Source organism: Streptomyces sp. NPDC039609 (assembly GCF_055596705.1).
In genome coordinates this window covers 502,664-521,123 of record NZ_JBVIUJ010000001.1, presented here as the reverse complement: position 1 = coordinate 521,123, position 18,460 = coordinate 502,664, and the positions used below count along the sequence as shown (strand labels likewise).

The window sequence follows — 18,460 nt, the reverse complement described above, 5'->3', positions numbered from 1 at the left end:
GAGGCAGCTGGTCGCCGCGACCGCTCCCCCACAGGTGCCCGAGGCGCCGGAAGCAGCCGCGCGCCCGGGGCGCCTCACGCATCTGAGCACCTGAGGCGCTCGAAGCACCACGACGGCCCCCTGGCGGATCCCCGCCAGGGGGCCGTGGTGTGCAACGTCGCGCAGATCACCCTCCCCTGCTTATGCAACTTGTTGCACAACGCCCCTCGGGTCGTCTACAACAGTCACGACGACACTGCGCGAGGAGGCGCCCCCATGACCACCCCGTACCCGCACCTGCTGAGCCCGCTCGACCTCGGGTTCACGACCCTGCCGAACCGGGTGCTCATGGGTTCCATGCACGTCGGCCTCGAGGAGACCGAGAACGGCTTCGAGCGGATGGCCGCGTTCTACGCCGAGCGCGCCCGCGGGGGCGTCGGCCTGATCGTGACCGGCGGCATCGCCCCGAACGAGGCCGGGCGCCCCTGGGACGGCGGCGCCAAGCTCAGCACCGAGGACGAGGTCGGCGAGCACAAGCTCATCACCGAGGCCGTGCACACCGAGGGCGGGCGCATCGCGATGCAGATCCTGCACTTCGGCCGGTACGCCTACCACCCCGCACTCGTCGCACCCAGCGCGATCCAGGCGCCGATCAGCCCCTTCGTCCCCAACGAGCTCACCGACGCCGAGGTCGAGCAGACCGTCGAGGACTACGCCCGCTGCGCCGAGCTGGCCAAGGCCGCCGGGTACGACGGCGTCGAGGTCATGGGCTCCGAGGGCTACCTGATCAACGAGTTCATCGCGGCCGCCACCAACCACCGCACCGACCGCTGGGGCGGCAGCTACGAGAACCGGGTCCGCTTCCCGCTGGAGATCGTCCGGCGCATCCGTGAGCGGGTCGGCGAGGACTTCATCGTCATCTACCGGCTCTCGATGCTCGACCTGGTGCCGGGCGGTTCCACCCTGGAGGAGGTCGTCGCCCTCGCCAAGGAGATCGAGGCCGCGGGCGCCACCATCATCAACACCGGGATCGGCTGGCACGAGGCCCGCATCCCCACCATCGCGACCTCGGTGCCCCGTGGCGCGTACACCTGGGTGACCAAGAAGCTGATGGGCGCGGTGAGCATCCCCCTCGTCACCAGCAACCGCATCAACACCCCCGAGGTGGCCGAGCAGATCCTCGCCGAGGGCCGCGCCGACATCGTCTCCATGGCCCGTCCCTTCCTGGCCGACCCGGAGTTCGTCGCCAAGGCCGCCGCGGACCGCGCCGACACCATCAACACCTGCATCGGCTGCAACCAGGCGTGCCTGGACCACACGTTCAGCCTGAAGATCACCTCCTGCCTGGTGAACCCCCGCGCCTGCCACGAGACCGAGCTCGTCCTCTCTCCCACCCGTCTCGCCAAGCGGATCGCGGTCGTCGGCGCGGGCCCGGCCGGACTCGCCTTCTCCGTCTCCGCCGCCGAACGCGGCCACTCCGTCACCCTGTTCGACGCGGCGGCCGAGATCGGCGGACAGCTGAACATCGCCAAGCGCGTGCCGGGCAAGGAGGAGTTCGACGAGACGCTGCGCTACTTCCGCACCCAGCTCGACGAGCGGGGGGTCGAGGTCCGGCTCAACACCCCCGTCGCGGCAGGCGACCTCGACGGCTACGACGAGGTGGTCGTCGCCACCGGAGTCACCCCGCGCACCCCGGCGATCGAGGGCGTCGACCACCCCAGCGTCGTCAGCTACCTCGACGTACTGCGGGACGGCGCGCCGGTCGGCGAGCGCGTCGCGATCATCGGGGCGGGCGGCATCGGCTTCGACGTCGCCGAGTTCCTCACCGACGGCGGCGAGGGTGCGAGCCAGGACCCCGAGACCTACTTCCGCCAGTGGGGTGTCGACACCTCGTACGAGACGCGGGGCGGACTGCGCGCCCCCGAGCGGCCGAAGCCGCCGCGCCAGGTCCACCTGCTCCAGCGCAAGACCACCAAGGTCGGCGCCGGACTCGGCAAGACCACCGGCTGGATCCACCGCGCCGAGATGAAGCACCGGGGCGTCACGATGGTCGCGGGCGCTTCGTACGAGCGGATCGACGACGAGGGGCTGCACCTCACGATCGACGGCGAGCCGCAGACCGTTCCGGTCGACACGATCGTCCTGTGCACGGGCCAGGAGCCGCGCCGGGGGCTGTACGAGGAGCTGATCGCCGCGGGCCGCACCGCGCACCTCATCGGCGGCGCCGACGTGGCCGCCGAGCTGGACGCCAAGCGCGCGATCGACCAGGGCACGCGACTGGCGGCCACCCTGTGATCACCGTGGCCGGCCGCTTCTAGGATGCGTCCATGTCCCTCCCGCACGCGATCCTGACCGCGCTGCTCGAGAAGCCGTCCTCCGGCCTCGAGCTGACGCGTCGCTTCGACAAGTCGATCGGCTACTTCTGGTCGGCCACGCATCAGCAGATCTATCGCGAGCTGGGCAAGCTGGAGCAGGCGGGGCACATCCGTGCCCTGCCCGCCCCGGTGCCGGCGCGTGGGCAGAAGAAGGAGTACGAGGTCCTGCCCGCGGGCCGCGAGGAGCTGACCGAGTGGGTGGCGCGGAGCGAGGACCCCAAGCCGATGCGGGCGGCGCTGCTGCTGCGGATGCGGGCCGCGGCGGTCGTCGGGGCGCCCGGCATGCGGGAGGAGCTGAGCCGCCATCTCGACCTGCACCGGAGCCAGTTGGAGGAGTACCTGGCGATCGAGGGGCGGGACTTTCCGCCCGCGCGCCGGGAGAGCGAGCCGGACCGGCTGCGCCATCTGGTGCTGCGGGGCGGGATCGATCTGGAGCGGTTCTGGGTGGAGTGGCTGACGCACGCGCTGGCGGAGCTGGAGCGCTGAGGCGCGCTCGACGAGCCGACGTGCCGACCTCCGCTCCTGGTCGTCGGCCCGCGCCTCGTCCTCCTACCCGGCGTCGCCGGCCAGCTGGTCCACGAGCTCCTTCTCGTCCTCCTACCCGGCGTCGCCGGCCAGCTGGTCCACGAGCTCCTTCTCGTCCTCCTCCGCGAGCGAGGTCTTGAGGACCGTTCCGCCGTAACCCTGCATGGCGGCGGCGAACTTCTCCTCGTTCATCTTCGACGCCATGATCACCACGGCGGAGGAACCGGGCTCGAGAAGGGACTGGACCTTCTCCCGGAAGCCCTTGTCGATGCCCATCTGACTCAGCTTGCCGATCAGTCCTCCGATGGCGGCACCCACCACGCCGAGCCCGGGAGTGAGCACGACGATTCCGAAGACCAGGCCCCAGAGCGCACCCGCCGTGGCCGAGACGGCCGTCTTCTCGCTCTTCTTGGGCGTGTCGACATGGATCTCGCCCTCCAGGTCCACGGAGACGACCGCGAGTCCGCCGAGGTCGACCACGTGGGCCTTCTCCAGCTCCTGAACCGTCTTGAAGGCCTTGTTCGCGACCGAGCGCTCTTCGTAGCCGATGACGATGAGATCTGACATCTGTTCCTCCGTGGTCAGTAGCGCAGGACGCCGGCGATCCGGCCCGCGCCGGTCAGCGTGTCGTCGGGTACGAAGCGCACTTCCGCCCCTGTCTGCAGGGCCTGCTCGACGATCTCGTCCACGATGTCGTCCCGCGAGTCGAGGTCGGCCGCCTCGGCCGGTTCCAGGTGGTCGCCGTAGTCGCGGACGATCGCCTGGAAGTGCTCCTCCACGGCCAGCAGACGGATACGGCCCTCCTTCGCGGCCTTCCAGGCCTCGTCGAGACCGCCGGCGAACTCGCGTCGGCCCTGTGCCGCGTCCAGCTCGGAGACGACCGCGGCCTTCTCCGCCGCCGCCTTGTCCGTACGCAGGGGCTCGAGCGCCTGCCACACCTGGGCGGCCGGACCGGCGGCCAGCCCGCCGCGCTGGACGATCGTCGTGTCCTTGCCCAGCGGACCGATCTCCTCCAGGAGGGACACCGCCGCGGCCTCACCGAGCACGTACAGCGGGCGGGGGGAGGAGCTGAGCACCCTGCGCAGCGCCTCGTGCGCCTGGCGCATGAACTGGCGGGTCTGCTCGTCACGGAAGGTGCTCGGCATGTCGCCGATGCGCTCCTTGCGCTCCGCGTCCGGGTCCTCCAGGCTCCGCGTCAGCGGAAAGCCGTCCTCGGTGTGTTCGGTGACGTGCTCGGCGTCGCCGTTCCACAGCGAGACCCGGTCGGCGGCCACGGCGAGCGCCCAGAAGGGCTGCTCGGCCGCCTGCGCGGCGACGAGGTTGCGGGTGAGGAAGGTGTCGGCGATCACGACGCGCTCGGGCACGGAGCGGGCCACGGACCAGACCTGGTGCTCTCCGGGCGCCGCGTAGATCACAAGACCGTCCTCGGCATGGACGAGATCGACCTCCGCAAGGGCCTGCTCCAGCTGGCTCAGCACGTCGGTACGCCGCTCGCGGGTCACCGCCGGGTCCGCCTGAAGCAGCTCCCCGGCCTGGGCCAGGAGGTTGCGGAGACGGACGGGGTCCTGGGTGTTGTCCGGCTCTCGACGGTGTGTCGGCATGAGCAGCGACACGGCCGGATAGGGACGGGGCTGACGCAGTTTCGCAAGCACGTCGGTGCTGAGCGCGGGTTGCATGGGAGCCGACCTTTCGGAGTGCTTGGGCGCGAAGCCGTGGCAGGTCACGGCGGGTACCGGAGGCCGCCGGCTGGTCGGCCGGCCGCACTTCGGTGCGCGCCTGGGCCGCGGAGACGTCGAGGACTCCTCCGTAGGGCCATCGTCGCCCGGAGCGCGGTCGTCCGCGAGCGGAGCGCCTCATCAGGGGCCCCGCTCTCCCCTTCCCGACCGCGTTTCCCGGCGCCTCGGCGTCGCCGGACGCGGCGAACGGGTGCGCGCGGGCCCAGCGACGGGGTCGGCCTGCGCTCGCTCCGACCGATCCCTCGAACCCGGGTGATCGGGCGGTTGGGCCCGCGCCCTCGCGTGGGCTCACTCCGAGCCGCGTGACGGCGGGTCGGCCTGGGCGACCGCCCGGCTCGCTCCGACCCGCGCACCGGCGGTGTGCCCGCGCCACCGGCCGTCACTCCCCGGTCGCCGCCTTTCGCCAGGCCGCGTCGCGCAGCAGTCGCAGGCCGTTGAGTCCCACCAGGACCGTGGAGCCCTCGTGGCCTGCCACGCCGAGCGGCAGCGGGAGGTGGCCGAACAGGTCCCAGATCACCAGGGCGCCGATGCAGGTGCCCGCGATCACCAGGTTCTGGACCACCATTCGGCGGGCGCGGCGCGAGAGGGCCAGGACCGCGGGGACCGTCGCGAGCTCGTCGCGTACGACGACCGCGTCGGCGGTCTCCAGAGCCAGGTCGGAGCCCACCCGGCCCATGGCGATGCCGCTGTGGGCGGCGGCGAGGGCGGGCGCGTCGTTGACGCCGTCGCCGACCACCAGGACCTTCGAACCGGCCCGCTCCCACGCCCGTACCGCCTCGACCTTGTCCTGCGGCAGCAGTGCCGCCCGCACGTCGGTGATCCCTGTCTGCTCGGCGACCCGGCCCGCCGCCCCCGCGTTGTCGCCGGTCAGGAGGGTGGGGGTGGTGCCGGTGAGGCGGGTCAGGGCGGCCACCGCCTCGGGGGCGCCGTCGCGGAGCCTGTCGGCGAGTTCGAGGACGGCGACCCGGGTGCCGTCGACGACGACCTCGACGGTGGTGTCGGCATGGTCGCCGTCCGCGCGCCGGACACGTACCTCGCGGCCCTCGACCACGGCCCGTACGCCCTCACCGGGTACCGAGACGAAGTCGCTCGCCTCGGGGACCGCCAGGCCGCGGGCGCGTGCCGCGGCGACCACCGCGCGGGCCAGGGGGTGTTCGCTGGGCAGCTCGGCCGCGGCAGCGAGGGCGAGCGCTTCCGGGTCCCCCTCGACGCGCGTCACCCGGGGCGTGCCCTCGGTCAGGGTGCCGGTCTTGTCGAGCGCGACCCGGTCGACCGCGCCCAGGCGTTCCATCACGACGGCCGATTTGACCAGGACGCCATGGCGGCCGGCGGTGGCGATCGCGGAGAGCAGAGGCGGCATGGTGGCGAGGACGACCGCGCAGGGCGAGGCCACGATCATGAAGGTCATGGCGCGGAGCAGCGCACTTGTGACGTCGGCACCCAACGCGAGCGGGATCGTGAAGAGCGCCAGGGTGGCGACGACGACGCCGACGGAGTAGCGCTGCTCGATCTTCTCGATGAAGAGCTGGGTGGGCGCCTTGGTGGCGCTGGCCTCCTCGACGAGGGCGACGATCCGGGCGATGACGGAGTCGGCCGCGTCCTTGTCCACCCGTACGCGCAGGGCTCCGGTTCCGTTGAGGGTGCCGGCGAAGACCTCGTCACCGGGCGACTTGGCCGCGGGCAGCGACTCCCCGGTGATGGTCGCCTGGTCGACGTCGCTCGCGCCGTCGAGCACCCTGCCGTCGGCGGGCAGCCGCTCCCCCGGCCGTACGAGAACGGTGTCGCCGATCCGCAGGTCGGCCACGTCCACCGGCTCCTCGGCCCCGGCCGTCAGCCGTACCGCCTTCGCGGGCGCGAGGTCGAGCAGGCCACGTACGGAGTCGGCGGTGCGACGGGTGGCGAGCGCCTCCAGGGCGCCGGAGACGGCGAAGATGACGATGAGGAGGCCGCCGTCGAGGTACTGGCCGATCGCCGCTGCGCCGATCGCGGCGACCACCATGAGCAGGTCGACGTCGAGGGACTTCTCCCGCAGTGCCTGGAGCCCCGCCCAGCCGGGCTCCCAGCCTCCGGCGGCGTAGCTGACCGCGTAGAGCGGCCCCCAGGCCCAGGCGGGGGCGCCGGTCAGGTCCAGCGGCAGGGCGAGCAGGAAGGCGAGGGCGGACAGCGCGGCCCAGCGGACCTCGGGCAGTGCGGACGCACGCGTGCGGCGGGAGGCCGGCGGGACCTTGTCCGCAGGGGCGGTGGTCCGGGCATCGAGCACCGGAGAAGCCATGGCTGGGCACCTCTTCGATCGGACGTCGGGGCGGAGGCCAACACCATAGCGGAATACATGAAGAGGTCTTCATTCGTCAGTTTATCGCCGCCGCTACGATGAGCGCATGGGACACGGCGTGAACGGCGAGACAACCCCGGCAACCCACCTGGACGCGGAGTCCGCGGCCACCATCGCCGCCACCCTCCAGGCACTCGCGACGCCCTCACGGCTGATGATTCTCACCAAGCTGCGCCAGGGCCCGTGCGGAGTGACCGAACTCGCCGACGCCGTCGACATGGAGCAGTCCGCCGTCTCCCACCAGCTGCGCCTGCTCCGCGCGTTGGGCCTGGTGACCGGGGTCCGGCAGGGCCGCCGGATCGAGTACAGCCTTTACGACAACCATGTCGCCCAACTCCTCGACGAGGCCGTGTACCACATCGAGCACCTTCGTCTCGGCGCACGCGACGTGCCCCGCGAGACCGTGGATACTGCTCAGTAGGAGATCCACATCGGGGAAGGGGCGGGGATGGCCGACGAGTTGGGGCACCGCGGGACACGGCACGCGGTGGTCATCGGGGGAAGTCTCGCGGGCCTGCTGGCGGCGCGGGTGCTCAGCGAGCACGCGGAGAGGGTGACGGTCGTCGAGCGCGACCGCTTCCCCGAGGGACCGGACGCCCGGCCGGGTGTGCCGCAGTCCCGGCACGTCCATGTGCTTCTCGACGCCGGGCAGCAGGCGCTCGACGAACTGCTCCCCGGATTCACCGGAGAACTGCGAGAACTCGGCGCTCCCCGCGTGGGAATGCCGGAGGACATGGTTCAGTGGCAGAACGGGCGTTGGTTCAGCCGCCACCCTGCCACCACCCACCTCTACACCGGACCGCGTGCCCAACTGGAGTGGCTGGTGCGCCGTCGGGTCCTCGCCGACCCTCGGGTCGAGACGGTGCAGGGCACCGAGACCATCGGTCTGATCGGCGACGCGTCGCGGGTGCGCGGCGTCCAGCTGCGCGAGCGCGGAACGGGCAACCCGGGGGAGAGCCGCTCCCTCGAAGCCGATCTCGTGGTCGACGCGTCGGGCCGTGGCACGCACGCCTCGGACTGGCTTGCCGCCATCGGGGCGGAAGCCCCGCACGAGGAGACGATCGACACCGGCCTGTCCTACGCGACCCGGATGTACCGAGCCGGCGCGGACCTGGACATGGACGCGCTGGGCTTCAACGTCGTGCCGAACCCTGAACAGGTGTACGGCGGCGTGATGCTGCCGATCGGGGACGGGCTCCATCTGGTCACCCTGTCCGGGCTCCGGGACGACCGGCCCCCGACGGACGACGACGGGTTCGAGGCGTTCGCCGCGAAGCTCCCCCACCCCATCCTGAGCGAGTGGCTGGCGAAGGCCACGCCCGAGTCCCCGGTCCACGGCTTCCGGCAGACCGCCAACATCCGTCGCCGGTACGACCGTCCGGGCCGCCGACCGGCCGGCTTCCTCGCCACCGGCGACGCGCTGTGCGCCTTCAACCCGATCTACGGACAGGGCATGACCGTCGCGGCCCTGAACGCGGTCGCCCTGCGCGGGGCGCTGGCCGACCCCAGGAAGACGCCGACCACCCGTACCGTCCAGAGGGCACTCCTCGACTCCTCGAAGCAGGCCTGGGACATCTCGGCCGGCGCGGACAAGAACATGCCGGGCGCCACCGGCAACGCGATCACCGCGCGCGCGGTGGACAAGCCGGTCGGCTGGTACCTGAGCCGACTGCAGCAGCGGTACGGCGGGGATCCGGTCGTGGGCGCCGCGTTCCGCTCCGTACTGACCCTGACGGCTCCGATGACGACGCTGTTCGCCCCGGCCGTGGCCCGCGCGGTGCTCTTCGGCCCGGTGCCACGGACCCCTGCAGAGCCGCCGATGCGACGCGAGGCGTAGGGCGTACGACGGCGGTGTCCGGGGCGACGGCGACGATCGGAACACCGGCGGCCGCTCCGGGGTCCGACGGCGGCGGCGCGAGGGTCGTCAGATCCCCGGCGCCGCCGTGATCACTCCGGCGGCGATCGCGGCACTCAGCGCCGCGTAGTCGTCGGCGTTCTGGCCCGCGTACCGGATCGCGAAGTCGGCTATCGACCGGTCGAAGACGTCCGACGAGCCGAGGTAGGCGGCTATGGCGATACGGTCGCCGGAGCGGGCGTGGGCGCGGGCCAGGGCGCGGCCGCAGAGGCCCGCGTACGCGCGGAGCATCGCAGGGGACATGGTCTCCACCTCGGCCGAGCCCTTCATGTCGCGCAACTGACGCCAGTAGAAGTGGCGTTTCTCGGGTCCGGTCATCCAGCCGAGGAAGATGTCGCTGGCGGCCTGTGTGAGGCGCTGTCCGCAGACGACGCGCTGTCCCTGATGCGTGTAAGCGCTCGGCGACAGGTACGGCTCGAGGACCGAGCGGCCGGCCTCCTTGATCTGGAGGATCAACGGGTCGCCGTCGTCGCGGCCTTGGAGCAGCAGGACGAAGCAGCGGGTTCCTACGCTGCCGACGCCGACGACCTTGCGCGCCGCCTCCACGTAGTGGAACCGGTCCAGGAGCAGTCGGCGCTCCTCGGGGAGGGAACTGCGGTAGTCGCTGAAGATCTTGCCGAGGGTGACGCGGTCCACGTCCGTGACGCGTTCGAGGAGTGGTGGATCGTCGACGATGCGGCGACCACCGCTCGCGTCCTCCTCGGTGAGTTTGGCGAGTGCCTGGAGGCTGGTACGGCGGCGGGCACGGGCGAGGCGGTTCTCGAGGCGCGCACGCCGGTCGGGACGTACGAGTGCAGTCAGTTCGTCGGCGTCGATCCGCTCGTACCAGACGGGGAGCTCTCCGAGTTCCGCGAGGCGTGCCATGGCGGTACGGTACGACTCGGTGGCGACGAGCGCGGCCCGGTGGGCTTTGGCCTTGGTGGTGCCGTTCTGGAGGGCTGCCACGACCACACTGGCGGCGAGCCGCTTCACATCCCATTCGAACGGACCGGGCAGGGTCTCGTCGAAGTCGTTGACGTCGAAGAGAAGCGTCCGTTCGGGTGAGGCGTAGACGCCGAAGTTGAGCAGATGGGCGTCCCCGCAGAGCTGGACGGTGAGGCCGGTGTGACGCTGGGCGGCGAGGTCGGCGGCCATGACCGCGGCGGCGCCGCGCAGGAAGGCGAAGGGTGAGACGACCATCCGCCCGTACCGGATGGGGATCAGCTCGGGTACGCGGTCGACGGCCTGCCGCTCCAGCACGGCCAGCGGGTCAGGGCGCTGCGAGGACGGGATCCACCGGCCGTGCGAGGACCGTGGCACGCTCTTGCGGGCCGCTCTGCCGGCCTGGGCCCGCTCCGCCGGTGTCGTCATCCGGCCTCACCCGCCTCTTCCACCGCGCTTACCGGTCGTCACTCATTACAAGGTCAGACGGCGCCGCGCGCACCCCGGGGCGGTCCCGATTTCGGCCACTCCTCCCAACCCCTCTTCCTTGATGGTTTAGACCAATGGTAGAAATTGATCACCCACGCGGTCCGGACCGTCACGGTGAGCAGTCGTGACGGCCAGGCACCCGAGCAGTCACGCTGAGCAAAGAGAGGCTTGGAACATGACTGAGCCCGAACCCGAGCAGGCGGCGGTGGTCCCGCTCTACCTTCGCGTCGCCGCCGCACTGCGGAGCGACCTCGCCGAACGTCAGATCTCCCCCGGCAGCCGGCTCCCGTCCGAGCGCTCCCTCGCGCATCGCTACCACGTCAACCGGCAGACCGTCCGCAGCGCGCTCCAACTGCTACGCGCGGAACGGCTCGTCGTCACCGACCGCCGCGGCACATTCGCCGCAGGAACCCAACACAGGTCGCACGTACCGGCCCTGACGGCACATCGGCAGACCTTTCCCGGCGGGACGGAGGCAGCCGACGCCCTGGTCCGCGCCTCGCTCTCCTGGGAGGCGCCGCCGGCCTCGACGGCCGGGCGGCTCACCCTCGCCCCCGGCGAACCCACCCTCGTCCACCGCCATGTGGTCCTCTCCCCCGGCGGCACTCCGCTGCAGCGTTCGGTGTCCTGGTTCTCCAGGCCGGCGGTCGCCGAGGTACCGCAGCTCGCCCGCTATCGACGGGTGGGCAGCGCCCTGTCCCAGCCCGATCTGCGGCTGCTCTACCACTGGATGCACCAGGCCGGACTCCGGCTCACCCGCCGGGAGTCGATCGCGGTGCCACCGGCCTCCGCCACGGGCGTCGGGGACGGCACGGCCCGGCTGGTCGTCCACCGGGTGGTGTGCGACCAGCACGGTCACGCGCTGGAGATCACGGACATCGACTTCGCGGCGCACGGGGCGGCGTGGACCTACGAGTTCAGTGGCTGACGATCCGTCCGCACCCGTGTCCGCCGCGAACTGTGCGCCGGCTCACGGAACTCACACGATGCCCTCCGCGATCTCCGCCTCCTCGCGGGCGTTGCCGTACGCCGACGGAGTGCCGTACGAGCGGCGGGCCACGTACCACCAGACGCTGGCGAGCAGGAGGACGACGGCAAGCGCGATGACGGCGTAGTTCATGGAGTCGATGGTCACCGGGGACTTCTGCGGCAGGCAGAACAGCACGGTGACCACGGCTACCCAGATCACGGCGATCCAACCGATCGGGGCGCTCCAGCGCCCCAGGTTCCACGGCCCCGGAGTGAACCGCTTGCCCGCCCGCAGCCGCAGGTAGATCGGAATGGCGTAGGCAGGGGTGATGCCGATGACGTTGATGGCGGTGACGGCCCCGTACGCGGTGGCGGAGTAGAGCGACGGCACGGCGAGGAGCGCGGCGAACCCGACCGAGAGCCAGACGGCCGGAACCGGGGTCTGCGTACGGCTGCTGACCTTGCGCCAGAGAGCGGAGCCGGGCAGGGCGTTGTCGCGGCTGAAGGCGAAGACCATCCGGCTCGCGGCGGCCACCTCCGCGTTGCCGCAGAAGAGTTGGGCCACGATCACCACGAGCAGCAGGACGGTGGCGCCGCCGGAGCCGAGCGCGTCGAGCAGGATCTGGGCGGGCGGGACGCCGGTGGCGCTGTTCTGCGTACCTGCGTAGTCCTGGATGGCGAAGGTCAGTCCGGCGAGCAGCGCGAAACCGGCGATCCAGGAGACCCAGATGGCGCGGACGATGCCCTTGGCCGCGCTGACCGAGGCGTTGGAGGTCTCCTCCGAGAGATGGGCGGAGGCGTCGTAGCCGGAAAAGGTGTACTGGGCGAGGAGCAGACCGACGGCGGCGACGTAGAACGGGTTGGCCCAGCCCGTGTCGTTGACGAACTCGGTGAAGACGAACTCTGCCGACTGGTGCCGGTCGGGGATGAACGCGAGGGCGCCGACGATCACGGCCACACCGGTCAGATGCCACCAGACGCTGATCGAGTTGAGCACGCTGACCAGACGTACACCGAAGAGGTTGAGTACGGCGTGCAGCAGCAGTATGGCGAGGAAGATCAGGAAGGTGGAACCGGCCGTGGGCACGATGCCCCACTGGAGGTTGAGAAAGGCTCCGGTGAACAGGGCCGCGCCGTAGTCGATGCCGGCTATGGCGCCGAGCAGACCGAGCAGGTTCAGCCAGCCGGTGTACCAGCCCCAGCGCCGGCCGCCGAGCCGGTCGGCCATGTAGTAGAGGGCGCCGGAGGTCGGGTAGGCGCTGGTGACCTCGGCGAGCGCGAGGCCGACACACAGCACGAAGAGCCCGACGCCCGCCCAGCCCCACATCATGACGGCGGGTCCGCCGGTGCTGAGACCGAAGCCGTAGAGGGTCATGCAGCCGGACAGGATGGATATGACCGAGAAGCTGATGGCGAAGTTGCCGAAGCCGCCCATGCGGCGAGCGAGGACGGGCTGGTAGCCGAGCTCGCGGAGCCGTGCCTCCTCGTCCTGCGCGGCGGGGGGCCTGCGTATCTCGTCGGCGGGGACGGTGCGGGACATGCCGGTACCTCCGGAAGTGGGTGGGCGGGCTGGGGAGTCGAGCGGGGCGGTGCGGGTACGTCGCGCCTTCGGAGTCACGGGTCGATACAGCGCGCGCGGGCCCGTACGAAGACCTCTTCGGCGAGGGCCCGGTCGTCGGGCCGTGGCGTGCGGTACGCCCAGGGCAGGACCGTCCAGTACGGCCCGAGGGCCTCGAAGACGCGGGCCGCGTCGGCGAAGCGGAGGGCACCGAAGAGGGCGTGGGCGAGGTGGTTGAGGTCCAGGAGGGACGCCTCGGCGGTGGCACAGAAGAGGAACCAGGCGTCGAGAGCGCGGCTGGCGTCACGGACGGCGTCCTCGGCGACCCAGTGCAGGTCGAGTGCGTGCTCCTGGCCGCGCTCGCGCCGGTAGCGCTCCACCCGGACGTAGAGGGGGAGCGCGTGCAGGGAGGAGCCCGTGGGGGCCGAACCGGCTGCCCATTGTGCGTAGTTGACCGCTTCGGAGAGGGGTCCGGACTGGCGCCCGTAGAAGAACTGCAGCATCCGGTGGTGCGCCTCGCGATTATGCGGGTCGCGCTTCTCGGCCTCGGCGAGGAGTCCCCAGGGGCCGGGCGCCAGCATGGGCGCGGGCGGGCGGAGCCGGTGTTCCTCCATCCGCTGGCGCTCGTCGAGCGCGGCGAGGGCGAGGAGACAGACCCAGGGGACGGGGTCGTCGGGCGCCTGTTCGGCGGCATCGCGGCAGGCGGTCCACGCCTCCTGCCAGAGAGCGCGGGTGCGGGGGTGGCCGCCGCGGTGGGCGCGTACGGCCCGCTCCACGGCGACCCGGGTGTGCATTACGGTCGCGGAGATGCTGTCCGGCTGTTCCGACCGCCAGATCCTTACGACATCGGTGCCGGCGGCGACGGCGGCAAGGACCTGGGTGCGCCGGGTCCAGCCGTCCCAGCCGGGCGTCTCGTCGAGTAATCGGGCCATGGACACCCAGCGGCCGGTCCGCAGGTCCTGGACGGCGTGACGCAGGGCGTGGTCGTGGCCCGCCGGATGGTAGACGGGCCGGAAGCCGTGTCCTGCCATCACGAAGCGGGGCGTGCGCTGGGAGACATGGGTCCTCGGTGGGTCCTCGGTGGGCGGCGGGGGTGGTCAGTCCCCGGGTGGGCGTCCCGGCCGTTGATCGGCGATCACTATAGAGGTGCATGGACGAGACCGATCCACTTTCGCTTCTGACCGTAACTATCCAGCCACTGAACGAAATTGAAGATCCCTCACATATGCGTGACGAGCTGACCTCCCGGCCATGCACCGCTTGACGAGGACGGGCCGCGTGCACCAGTCTGTCCGCTTCCGCGATCAAGAACCGAACGTGCTTCGGGGACGGGAGTACGACCATGACGGGCCCGGTACTCGCCGTCGACCAGGGCACTTCCGGGACGAAGGCGCTTGTCGTCTGCCCCGAGCGGGGCGTGATCGGCTCCGGTACGGCACCCGTGCGGCCGCGGTATCTGCCGGGCGGCCTGGTCGAGGTGGATCCGGCAGACCTGTATGACTCCGTCGTCACCGCGGGCCGGGCCGCGCTGACCGAGGCGGGCACCCCGGTCGCGGCGGTCGGCCTGGCCAATCAGGGCGAGACCGTTCTCGCCTGGAACCCCGCGACGGGCGAGCCGCTCACCGACGCACTCGTCTGGCAGGACCGCAGGGCGGAGAGCGTGTGTACGGAACTCTCCTCACATGCCGATGAGTTGAGGCGGTGGACCGGTCTTCCGCTCGACCCCTATTTCGCCGCCCCCAAGATGGCTTGGATCCGACGCCACCTCACCGGCGCGGGCGTGGTCACCACGAGCGACGCCTGGCTCGTGCACCGCCTCACGGGCGCGTTCGTCACGGACGCCGCGACGGCGGGACGCACCGGACTACTCGATCTCGACACCGTGTCCTGGTCCGATCCCGCCCTCGACGTCTTCGGGCTCGGCGGCGAACGCCTGCCGCGCGTGGTCGACGCCGACACCCGGGTGGGCGTCACCACCGCGTTCGGGCCGCCGATCCCGCTGACCGGACTCCTCGTCGACCAGCAGGCGGCCCTCCTCGCCCAGAGCGTCACCGAGCCCGGCGCGGCCAAATGCACTTACGGAACAGGGGCGTTCCTGCTGGCACAGACCGGGCCGACCCCACGCCGCGGCGACTCGGGGCTCGTGAGCTGTGTGGCCTGGCGACTCGCCGGGCGAACGAGCTACTGCCTGGACGGCCAGGTGTACACGGCCGCGTCCGCCGTGCGCTGGCTGACCGACCTCGGGGTGATCTCGGGCGCCGAAGACCTCGACACCGTGGGCGGCGCGGTCCCGGATTCCGGCGGAGTCACCTTCGTCCCGGCCCTCGCCGGGCTCGCCGCACCGTGGTGGCGAGGCGATGTACGCGGCTCGCTGCACGGCCTGGGCCTGGACACGACCGGTGGACACCTGGTGCGCGCCCTGTGCGAGGGGATCGCCGCCCAGGTCGTGGAGCTGGCCGGCGCGGCCGGCGCCGACCTCGGCAGACCGCTGACCGCGCTGCGCGTGGACGGGGGCCTGACCCGTTCCGCACTGCTGATGCAGACCCAGGCCGATCTCCTCCAACTTCCGGTGGAGGTATCGGCGTTGCCGGACGCCACGGCGCTGGGCGTCGGGACGGTGGCGCGGCTCGGCCTCGACTCCGGCCTCACCGTCGAGGAGGCCGTTCCGGAGTGGAAACCGTCGGCCGTGTACGAACCCGCCATCACGAGCACAGAGGCGGAGGAACGGCTGGACGGATTCCGCACGGCCGTGACGGCGCTCCTCGACGGCTCCCCCGGATCGTCACGGCCATGACGGCGGGATGGCTGGGCGGAGGCGGTACGGGGGCGGGAGCTCGCGTGGGCGGCCTGGGCGGCGGGGCTCGGGCACTGCCCGAGACCTCCGGCGTCGTGACCCGAAGAGGGGCGCTGCCGGGCTCCTCCGCGCCGGGCTCGGAGTACGACATCGTGGTGGTCGGCGCCGGGGTGGTGGGCTGCGCGATCGCCCGCGAGCTCGCCCGCCGGCCGCTGCGGGTCGCGCTCGTCGAGGCGTCCGGCGATGTCGGCGAGGGCACATCCAAGGCCAACACCGCGATCCTGCACACCGGATTCGACGCCGTGCCCGGTTCCCTGGAGGCCCGACTCGTACGGGACGGGCGACGTCTGCTCGCCGACTACGCCCACGAGACGGGAATCCCCGTCGAGCCGCTCGGCGCGCTGCTCGTCGCCTGGGACGAGGAGCAGCTGGCCGCGCTCCCCGGCCTCGCGGACAAGGCGGTGCGCAATGGCCACCGCACCACACGGCTTCTCGACCGTAGGGAACTGGCTGCACGGGAAAGGCACTTGGGGCCCGGCGCGTTCGGCGCGCTGGACGTCCCCGGAGAGTCGATCATCTGCCCTTGGACCACCACACTCGCGTACGCCACCCAGGCCGTCCGCTCCGGGGTCGATCTGCATCTCAACTGCCGTGTGGAGAAAGCCGACCCAGGCGATCCGCACCGGTTGGTCACCCCGCGCGGCGTGCTGCGTGCCCGGTACGTCGTCAACGCGTGCGGACTGTACGCGGACCGCTTCGACACGCTGTTCGGCCGACACGACTTCACGGTCACGCCCAGGCGCGGCCAGTTGATCGTCTTCGACAAGTTCGCGCGCCCGCTCGTCCGGCACATCCTGCTCCCCGTGCCGGGTGCGCTCGGCAAGGGCGTCCTGGTCGCGCCGACGGTGTACGGGAACGTGCTGCTCGGGCCGACGGCCGAGGACCTGGACGACAGGTCGGCCACCGGTTCGACGGCCGACGGTCTGGCGGCGTTGCGCGCGCAGGGTCGACGGATCCTCCCCGAGCTCCTCGACGAGGAAGTGACCGCCGTGTACGCCGGGCTACGGGCGGCGACCGAGTACGACGACTACCGGATCGCCGCTCATCCCGGCCGGCGCTACGTCACGGTGGGCGGCATCCGGTCCACCGGCCTGACCGCGTCCCTGGGGATCGCCGCACACGTGGTGGAGCTGCTCGCCGACAGCGGGCTGGCCCTGGGGGCGGAGCGTCCGCTCGCCCCGGTGCGGATGCCGAATCTGGGAGAAGCCTTCCCGCGCCCGTATCGGGATGCCGAACTCATCGCGCGTGACCCGGAGTTCGGTTCGATCGTCTGCCACTGCGAAAGGGTCACGCGGGGAGAGATCCGAGCCGCGCTCGCCTCGACGATCCCCCCGGGCTCACTCGACGGTCTGCGGCGCCGGACGCGGGCACGAGGCGGCCGGTGCCAGGGGTTCTCGTGCGGGGCGACGGTCCGGGCGATGTTCGAGGAGGCGGAGACCCCGTGGTCGGAGCGGTGAACCGTACGGTGGAAGTGCTCGTCGTCGGCGCGGGGCCCGCAGGACTCGCGGCGGCGGCTCGGCTCGCCGCGGCGACGGTTTCGGGCTGGGGCGCGGCTTCCGGCTCGCCCCCTGCCCCGGGCTCTGCGAGCCGGTACCGGATCGAGGTCCTGGAGCGGGAGCAGCAGGCCGGTGGGGTGCCGCGCCACTGCGCCCACGGCGGCTTCGGCCTGACCGGACCGGGTCGCCCCACGGACGGACCGGGTTACGCACGGCGGATGGCGCGAGCGGCGGTCCTGGCCGGGGCCACGGTCCGTACGGGAGTCTCGGCGACCGGCTGGGCGGGCCCCCTCACCCTGGACGTCACCTCCCCGAGCGGGCTGGAGAGGATCAGCGCGCGGGCGGTGATCCTGGCGACCGGCGCGCGCGAACGGCCGCGCACCGCACGCCTGGTGCCGGGATCGCGGCCGGCCGGCGTACTGACGACCGGCGAGCTCCAGCAGTCCGTGTATCTGCACGGGGTGCGTGGTGCGCGGCTCGGGCGGCGGGCCGTCGTCGTGGGCGCGGAACCGGTGGCCCACCACGCGGTGCGGGCGCTGCGCCGGGGTGGGGCCGACGTGGTTGCCATGGTCACCGAGCAGCCGCGCGAGCCACGGCGGTTCACGGCCACCGCTCTCCCTCCGCTCCTGACGGGCGCCGTGGTGACCGAGTTGCTGGGACGGCGGAGACTCACCGGGGTCCGCCTGAGCCGTCCCGACGGACGGAACGTCACGATCCGCTGCGACACGGTCGTCTTCACCGGTGACTGGATCCCCGACCACGAGCTTGCCCGCGCACGGGCGGTGCCGCTGGACCCCGGTACGCGAGGGCCCTCGGTGGACGGCTCGTTCCGTACCGGGTCCGCGGGTGTCTTCGCGGCGGGCAACGTTCTGCGCGGAGTCGAATCGGCGGGCGTGGCGGCGGCCGAGGGGCGCGGGGTGGCGGACGCCGTCCTCCGCTATCTGTCGGGGGAGGTGTGGCCGTTGTCGGCGGTGCCCGTGGTCGCGGACGGCCCGGTGGGGTGGGTGGCGCCGAACCGGGTCACCGACGCGGCGGCGGCTCGTCCGCTTCTGCTGAGGGTGAGGGAGCCACTGGTGCGCCCGGTCGTGGAGGTCGCGCAGGACGGCCGGATCCTCCACCGCGTCAGGCTCCTGGGCACGGCGTGGCCGCACCGCTCCGTACGGCTGCGCGCCGCATGGGCGCGCGAGGTGGACCCGGCGGGCGGCCCGGTGACGGTCCGGATCGTCCCGTAGACGCCACTGGCCTGGGCCAATGGCGAACGTCCGGAACCGTTGACCACGACCTTCCGCATGGTCATGCTCATGGCGGAAT

14 protein-coding genes are annotated in these 18,460 nt (G+C 71.9%); 8 read left to right on the top strand and 6 right to left on the bottom strand.

Annotated features, from left to right (window positions below):
* Nucleotides 1–255 precede the first annotated feature (255 nt).
* Nucleotides 256–2,274, top strand: a complete 2,019-nt coding sequence (locus tag ACZ561_RS02325; RefSeq protein WP_470988564.1) for an oxidoreductase — start codon at nucleotides 256–258, stop codon at nucleotides 2,272–2,274.
* A gap of 32 nt (nucleotides 2,275–2,306) precedes the next feature.
* Nucleotides 2,307–2,840, top strand: a complete 534-nt coding sequence (locus tag ACZ561_RS02320; RefSeq protein WP_470988561.1) for a PadR family transcriptional regulator — start codon at nucleotides 2,307–2,309, stop codon at nucleotides 2,838–2,840.
* 111 nt (nucleotides 2,841–2,951) lie between these two features.
* On the opposite strand, the gene ACZ561_RS02315 is transcribed toward ACZ561_RS02320, so the two are convergent.
* The 3 genes from ACZ561_RS02315 to ACZ561_RS02305 form a co-directional block, all read right to left on the bottom strand.
* A complete protein-coding gene (locus tag ACZ561_RS02315) occupies nucleotides 2,952–3,446 on the bottom strand; it encodes a DUF1269 domain-containing protein (protein ID WP_470988558.1) in 495 nt (164 codons plus the stop codon).
* Nucleotides 3,447–3,460: 14 nt separating this feature from the next.
* Nucleotides 3,461–4,555, bottom strand: a complete 1,095-nt coding sequence (locus tag ACZ561_RS02310) for a baeRF3 domain-containing protein (protein ID WP_470988555.1) — start codon at nucleotides 4,553–4,555, stop codon at nucleotides 3,461–3,463.
* A 439-nt stretch (nucleotides 4,556–4,994) separates the two neighbouring features.
* A complete protein-coding gene (locus ACZ561_RS02305) occupies nucleotides 4,995–6,887 on the bottom strand; it encodes a heavy metal translocating P-type ATPase (protein WP_470988553.1) in 1,893 nt (630 codons plus the stop codon).
* 106 nt (nucleotides 6,888–6,993) lie between these two features.
* Between ACZ561_RS02305 and ACZ561_RS02300 the strand changes: the two genes are divergently transcribed.
* Together ACZ561_RS02300 and ACZ561_RS02295 are read left to right on the top strand one after the other, a co-directional pair.
* Nucleotides 6,994–7,368 (top strand): ArsR/SmtB family transcription factor, encoded by a 375-nt coding sequence (locus ACZ561_RS02300; protein ID WP_470988550.1) that lies wholly within the window; start codon nucleotides 6,994–6,996, stop codon nucleotides 7,366–7,368.
* A 27-nt stretch (nucleotides 7,369–7,395) separates the two neighbouring features.
* On the top strand, nucleotides 7,396–8,784 hold the full coding sequence (locus tag ACZ561_RS02295) for an FAD-dependent oxidoreductase (RefSeq protein WP_470988547.1): 1,389 nt from the start codon (nucleotides 7,396–7,398) through the stop codon (nucleotides 8,782–8,784).
* An 87-nt stretch (nucleotides 8,785–8,871) separates the two neighbouring features.
* Here ACZ561_RS02295 and ACZ561_RS02290 read toward each other — a convergent pair whose 3' ends face one another.
* Nucleotides 8,872–10,212, bottom strand: coding sequence for a DUF2252 domain-containing protein (locus ACZ561_RS02290; protein ID WP_470988544.1), 1,341 nt, complete (start codon nucleotides 10,210–10,212; stop codon nucleotides 8,872–8,874).
* A gap of 235 nt (nucleotides 10,213–10,447) precedes the next feature.
* Here ACZ561_RS02290 and ACZ561_RS02285 point away from each other — a divergent pair, with 235 nt between their 5' ends.
* Complete coding sequence (locus tag ACZ561_RS02285) at nucleotides 10,448–11,200, top strand: GntR family transcriptional regulator (RefSeq protein ID WP_470988541.1); 753 nt, start codon at nucleotides 10,448–10,450, stop codon at nucleotides 11,198–11,200.
* 51 nt (nucleotides 11,201–11,251) lie between these two features.
* Here ACZ561_RS02285 and ACZ561_RS02280 read toward each other — a convergent pair whose 3' ends face one another.
* Nucleotides 11,252–12,781 (bottom strand): amino acid permease, encoded by a 1,530-nt coding sequence (locus tag ACZ561_RS02280; RefSeq protein WP_470988538.1) that lies wholly within the window; start codon nucleotides 12,779–12,781, stop codon nucleotides 11,252–11,254.
* Between the two features lie 74 nt (nucleotides 12,782–12,855).
* Nucleotides 12,856–13,830 (bottom strand): hypothetical protein, encoded by a 975-nt coding sequence (locus ACZ561_RS02275; RefSeq protein ID WP_470990021.1) that lies wholly within the window; start codon nucleotides 13,828–13,830, stop codon nucleotides 12,856–12,858.
* Nucleotides 13,831–14,141: 311 nt separating this feature from the next.
* Here ACZ561_RS02275 and ACZ561_RS02270 point away from each other — a divergent pair, with 311 nt between their 5' ends.
* Genes ACZ561_RS02270 through ACZ561_RS02260 form a run of 3 tightly spaced genes read left to right on the top strand, consistent with a single transcriptional unit; the run spans nucleotide 14,142 to nucleotide 18,381 of the window.
* Nucleotides 14,142–15,593 (top strand): FGGY family carbohydrate kinase, encoded by a 1,452-nt coding sequence (locus tag ACZ561_RS02270; RefSeq protein WP_470988535.1) that lies wholly within the window; start codon nucleotides 14,142–14,144, stop codon nucleotides 15,591–15,593.
* Nucleotides 15,590–17,110, top strand: a complete 1,521-nt coding sequence (locus ACZ561_RS02265) for an FAD-dependent oxidoreductase (RefSeq protein ID WP_470988532.1) — start codon at nucleotides 15,590–15,592, stop codon at nucleotides 17,108–17,110. Before ACZ561_RS02270 ends, ACZ561_RS02265 begins: the two co-directional genes overlap by 4 nt.
* Complete coding sequence (locus ACZ561_RS02260; RefSeq protein ID WP_470988529.1) at nucleotides 17,095–18,381, top strand: NAD(P)/FAD-dependent oxidoreductase; 1,287 nt, start codon at nucleotides 17,095–17,097, stop codon at nucleotides 18,379–18,381. Before ACZ561_RS02265 ends, ACZ561_RS02260 begins: the two co-directional genes overlap by 16 nt.
* Nucleotides 18,382–18,460 lie beyond the last annotated feature (79 nt).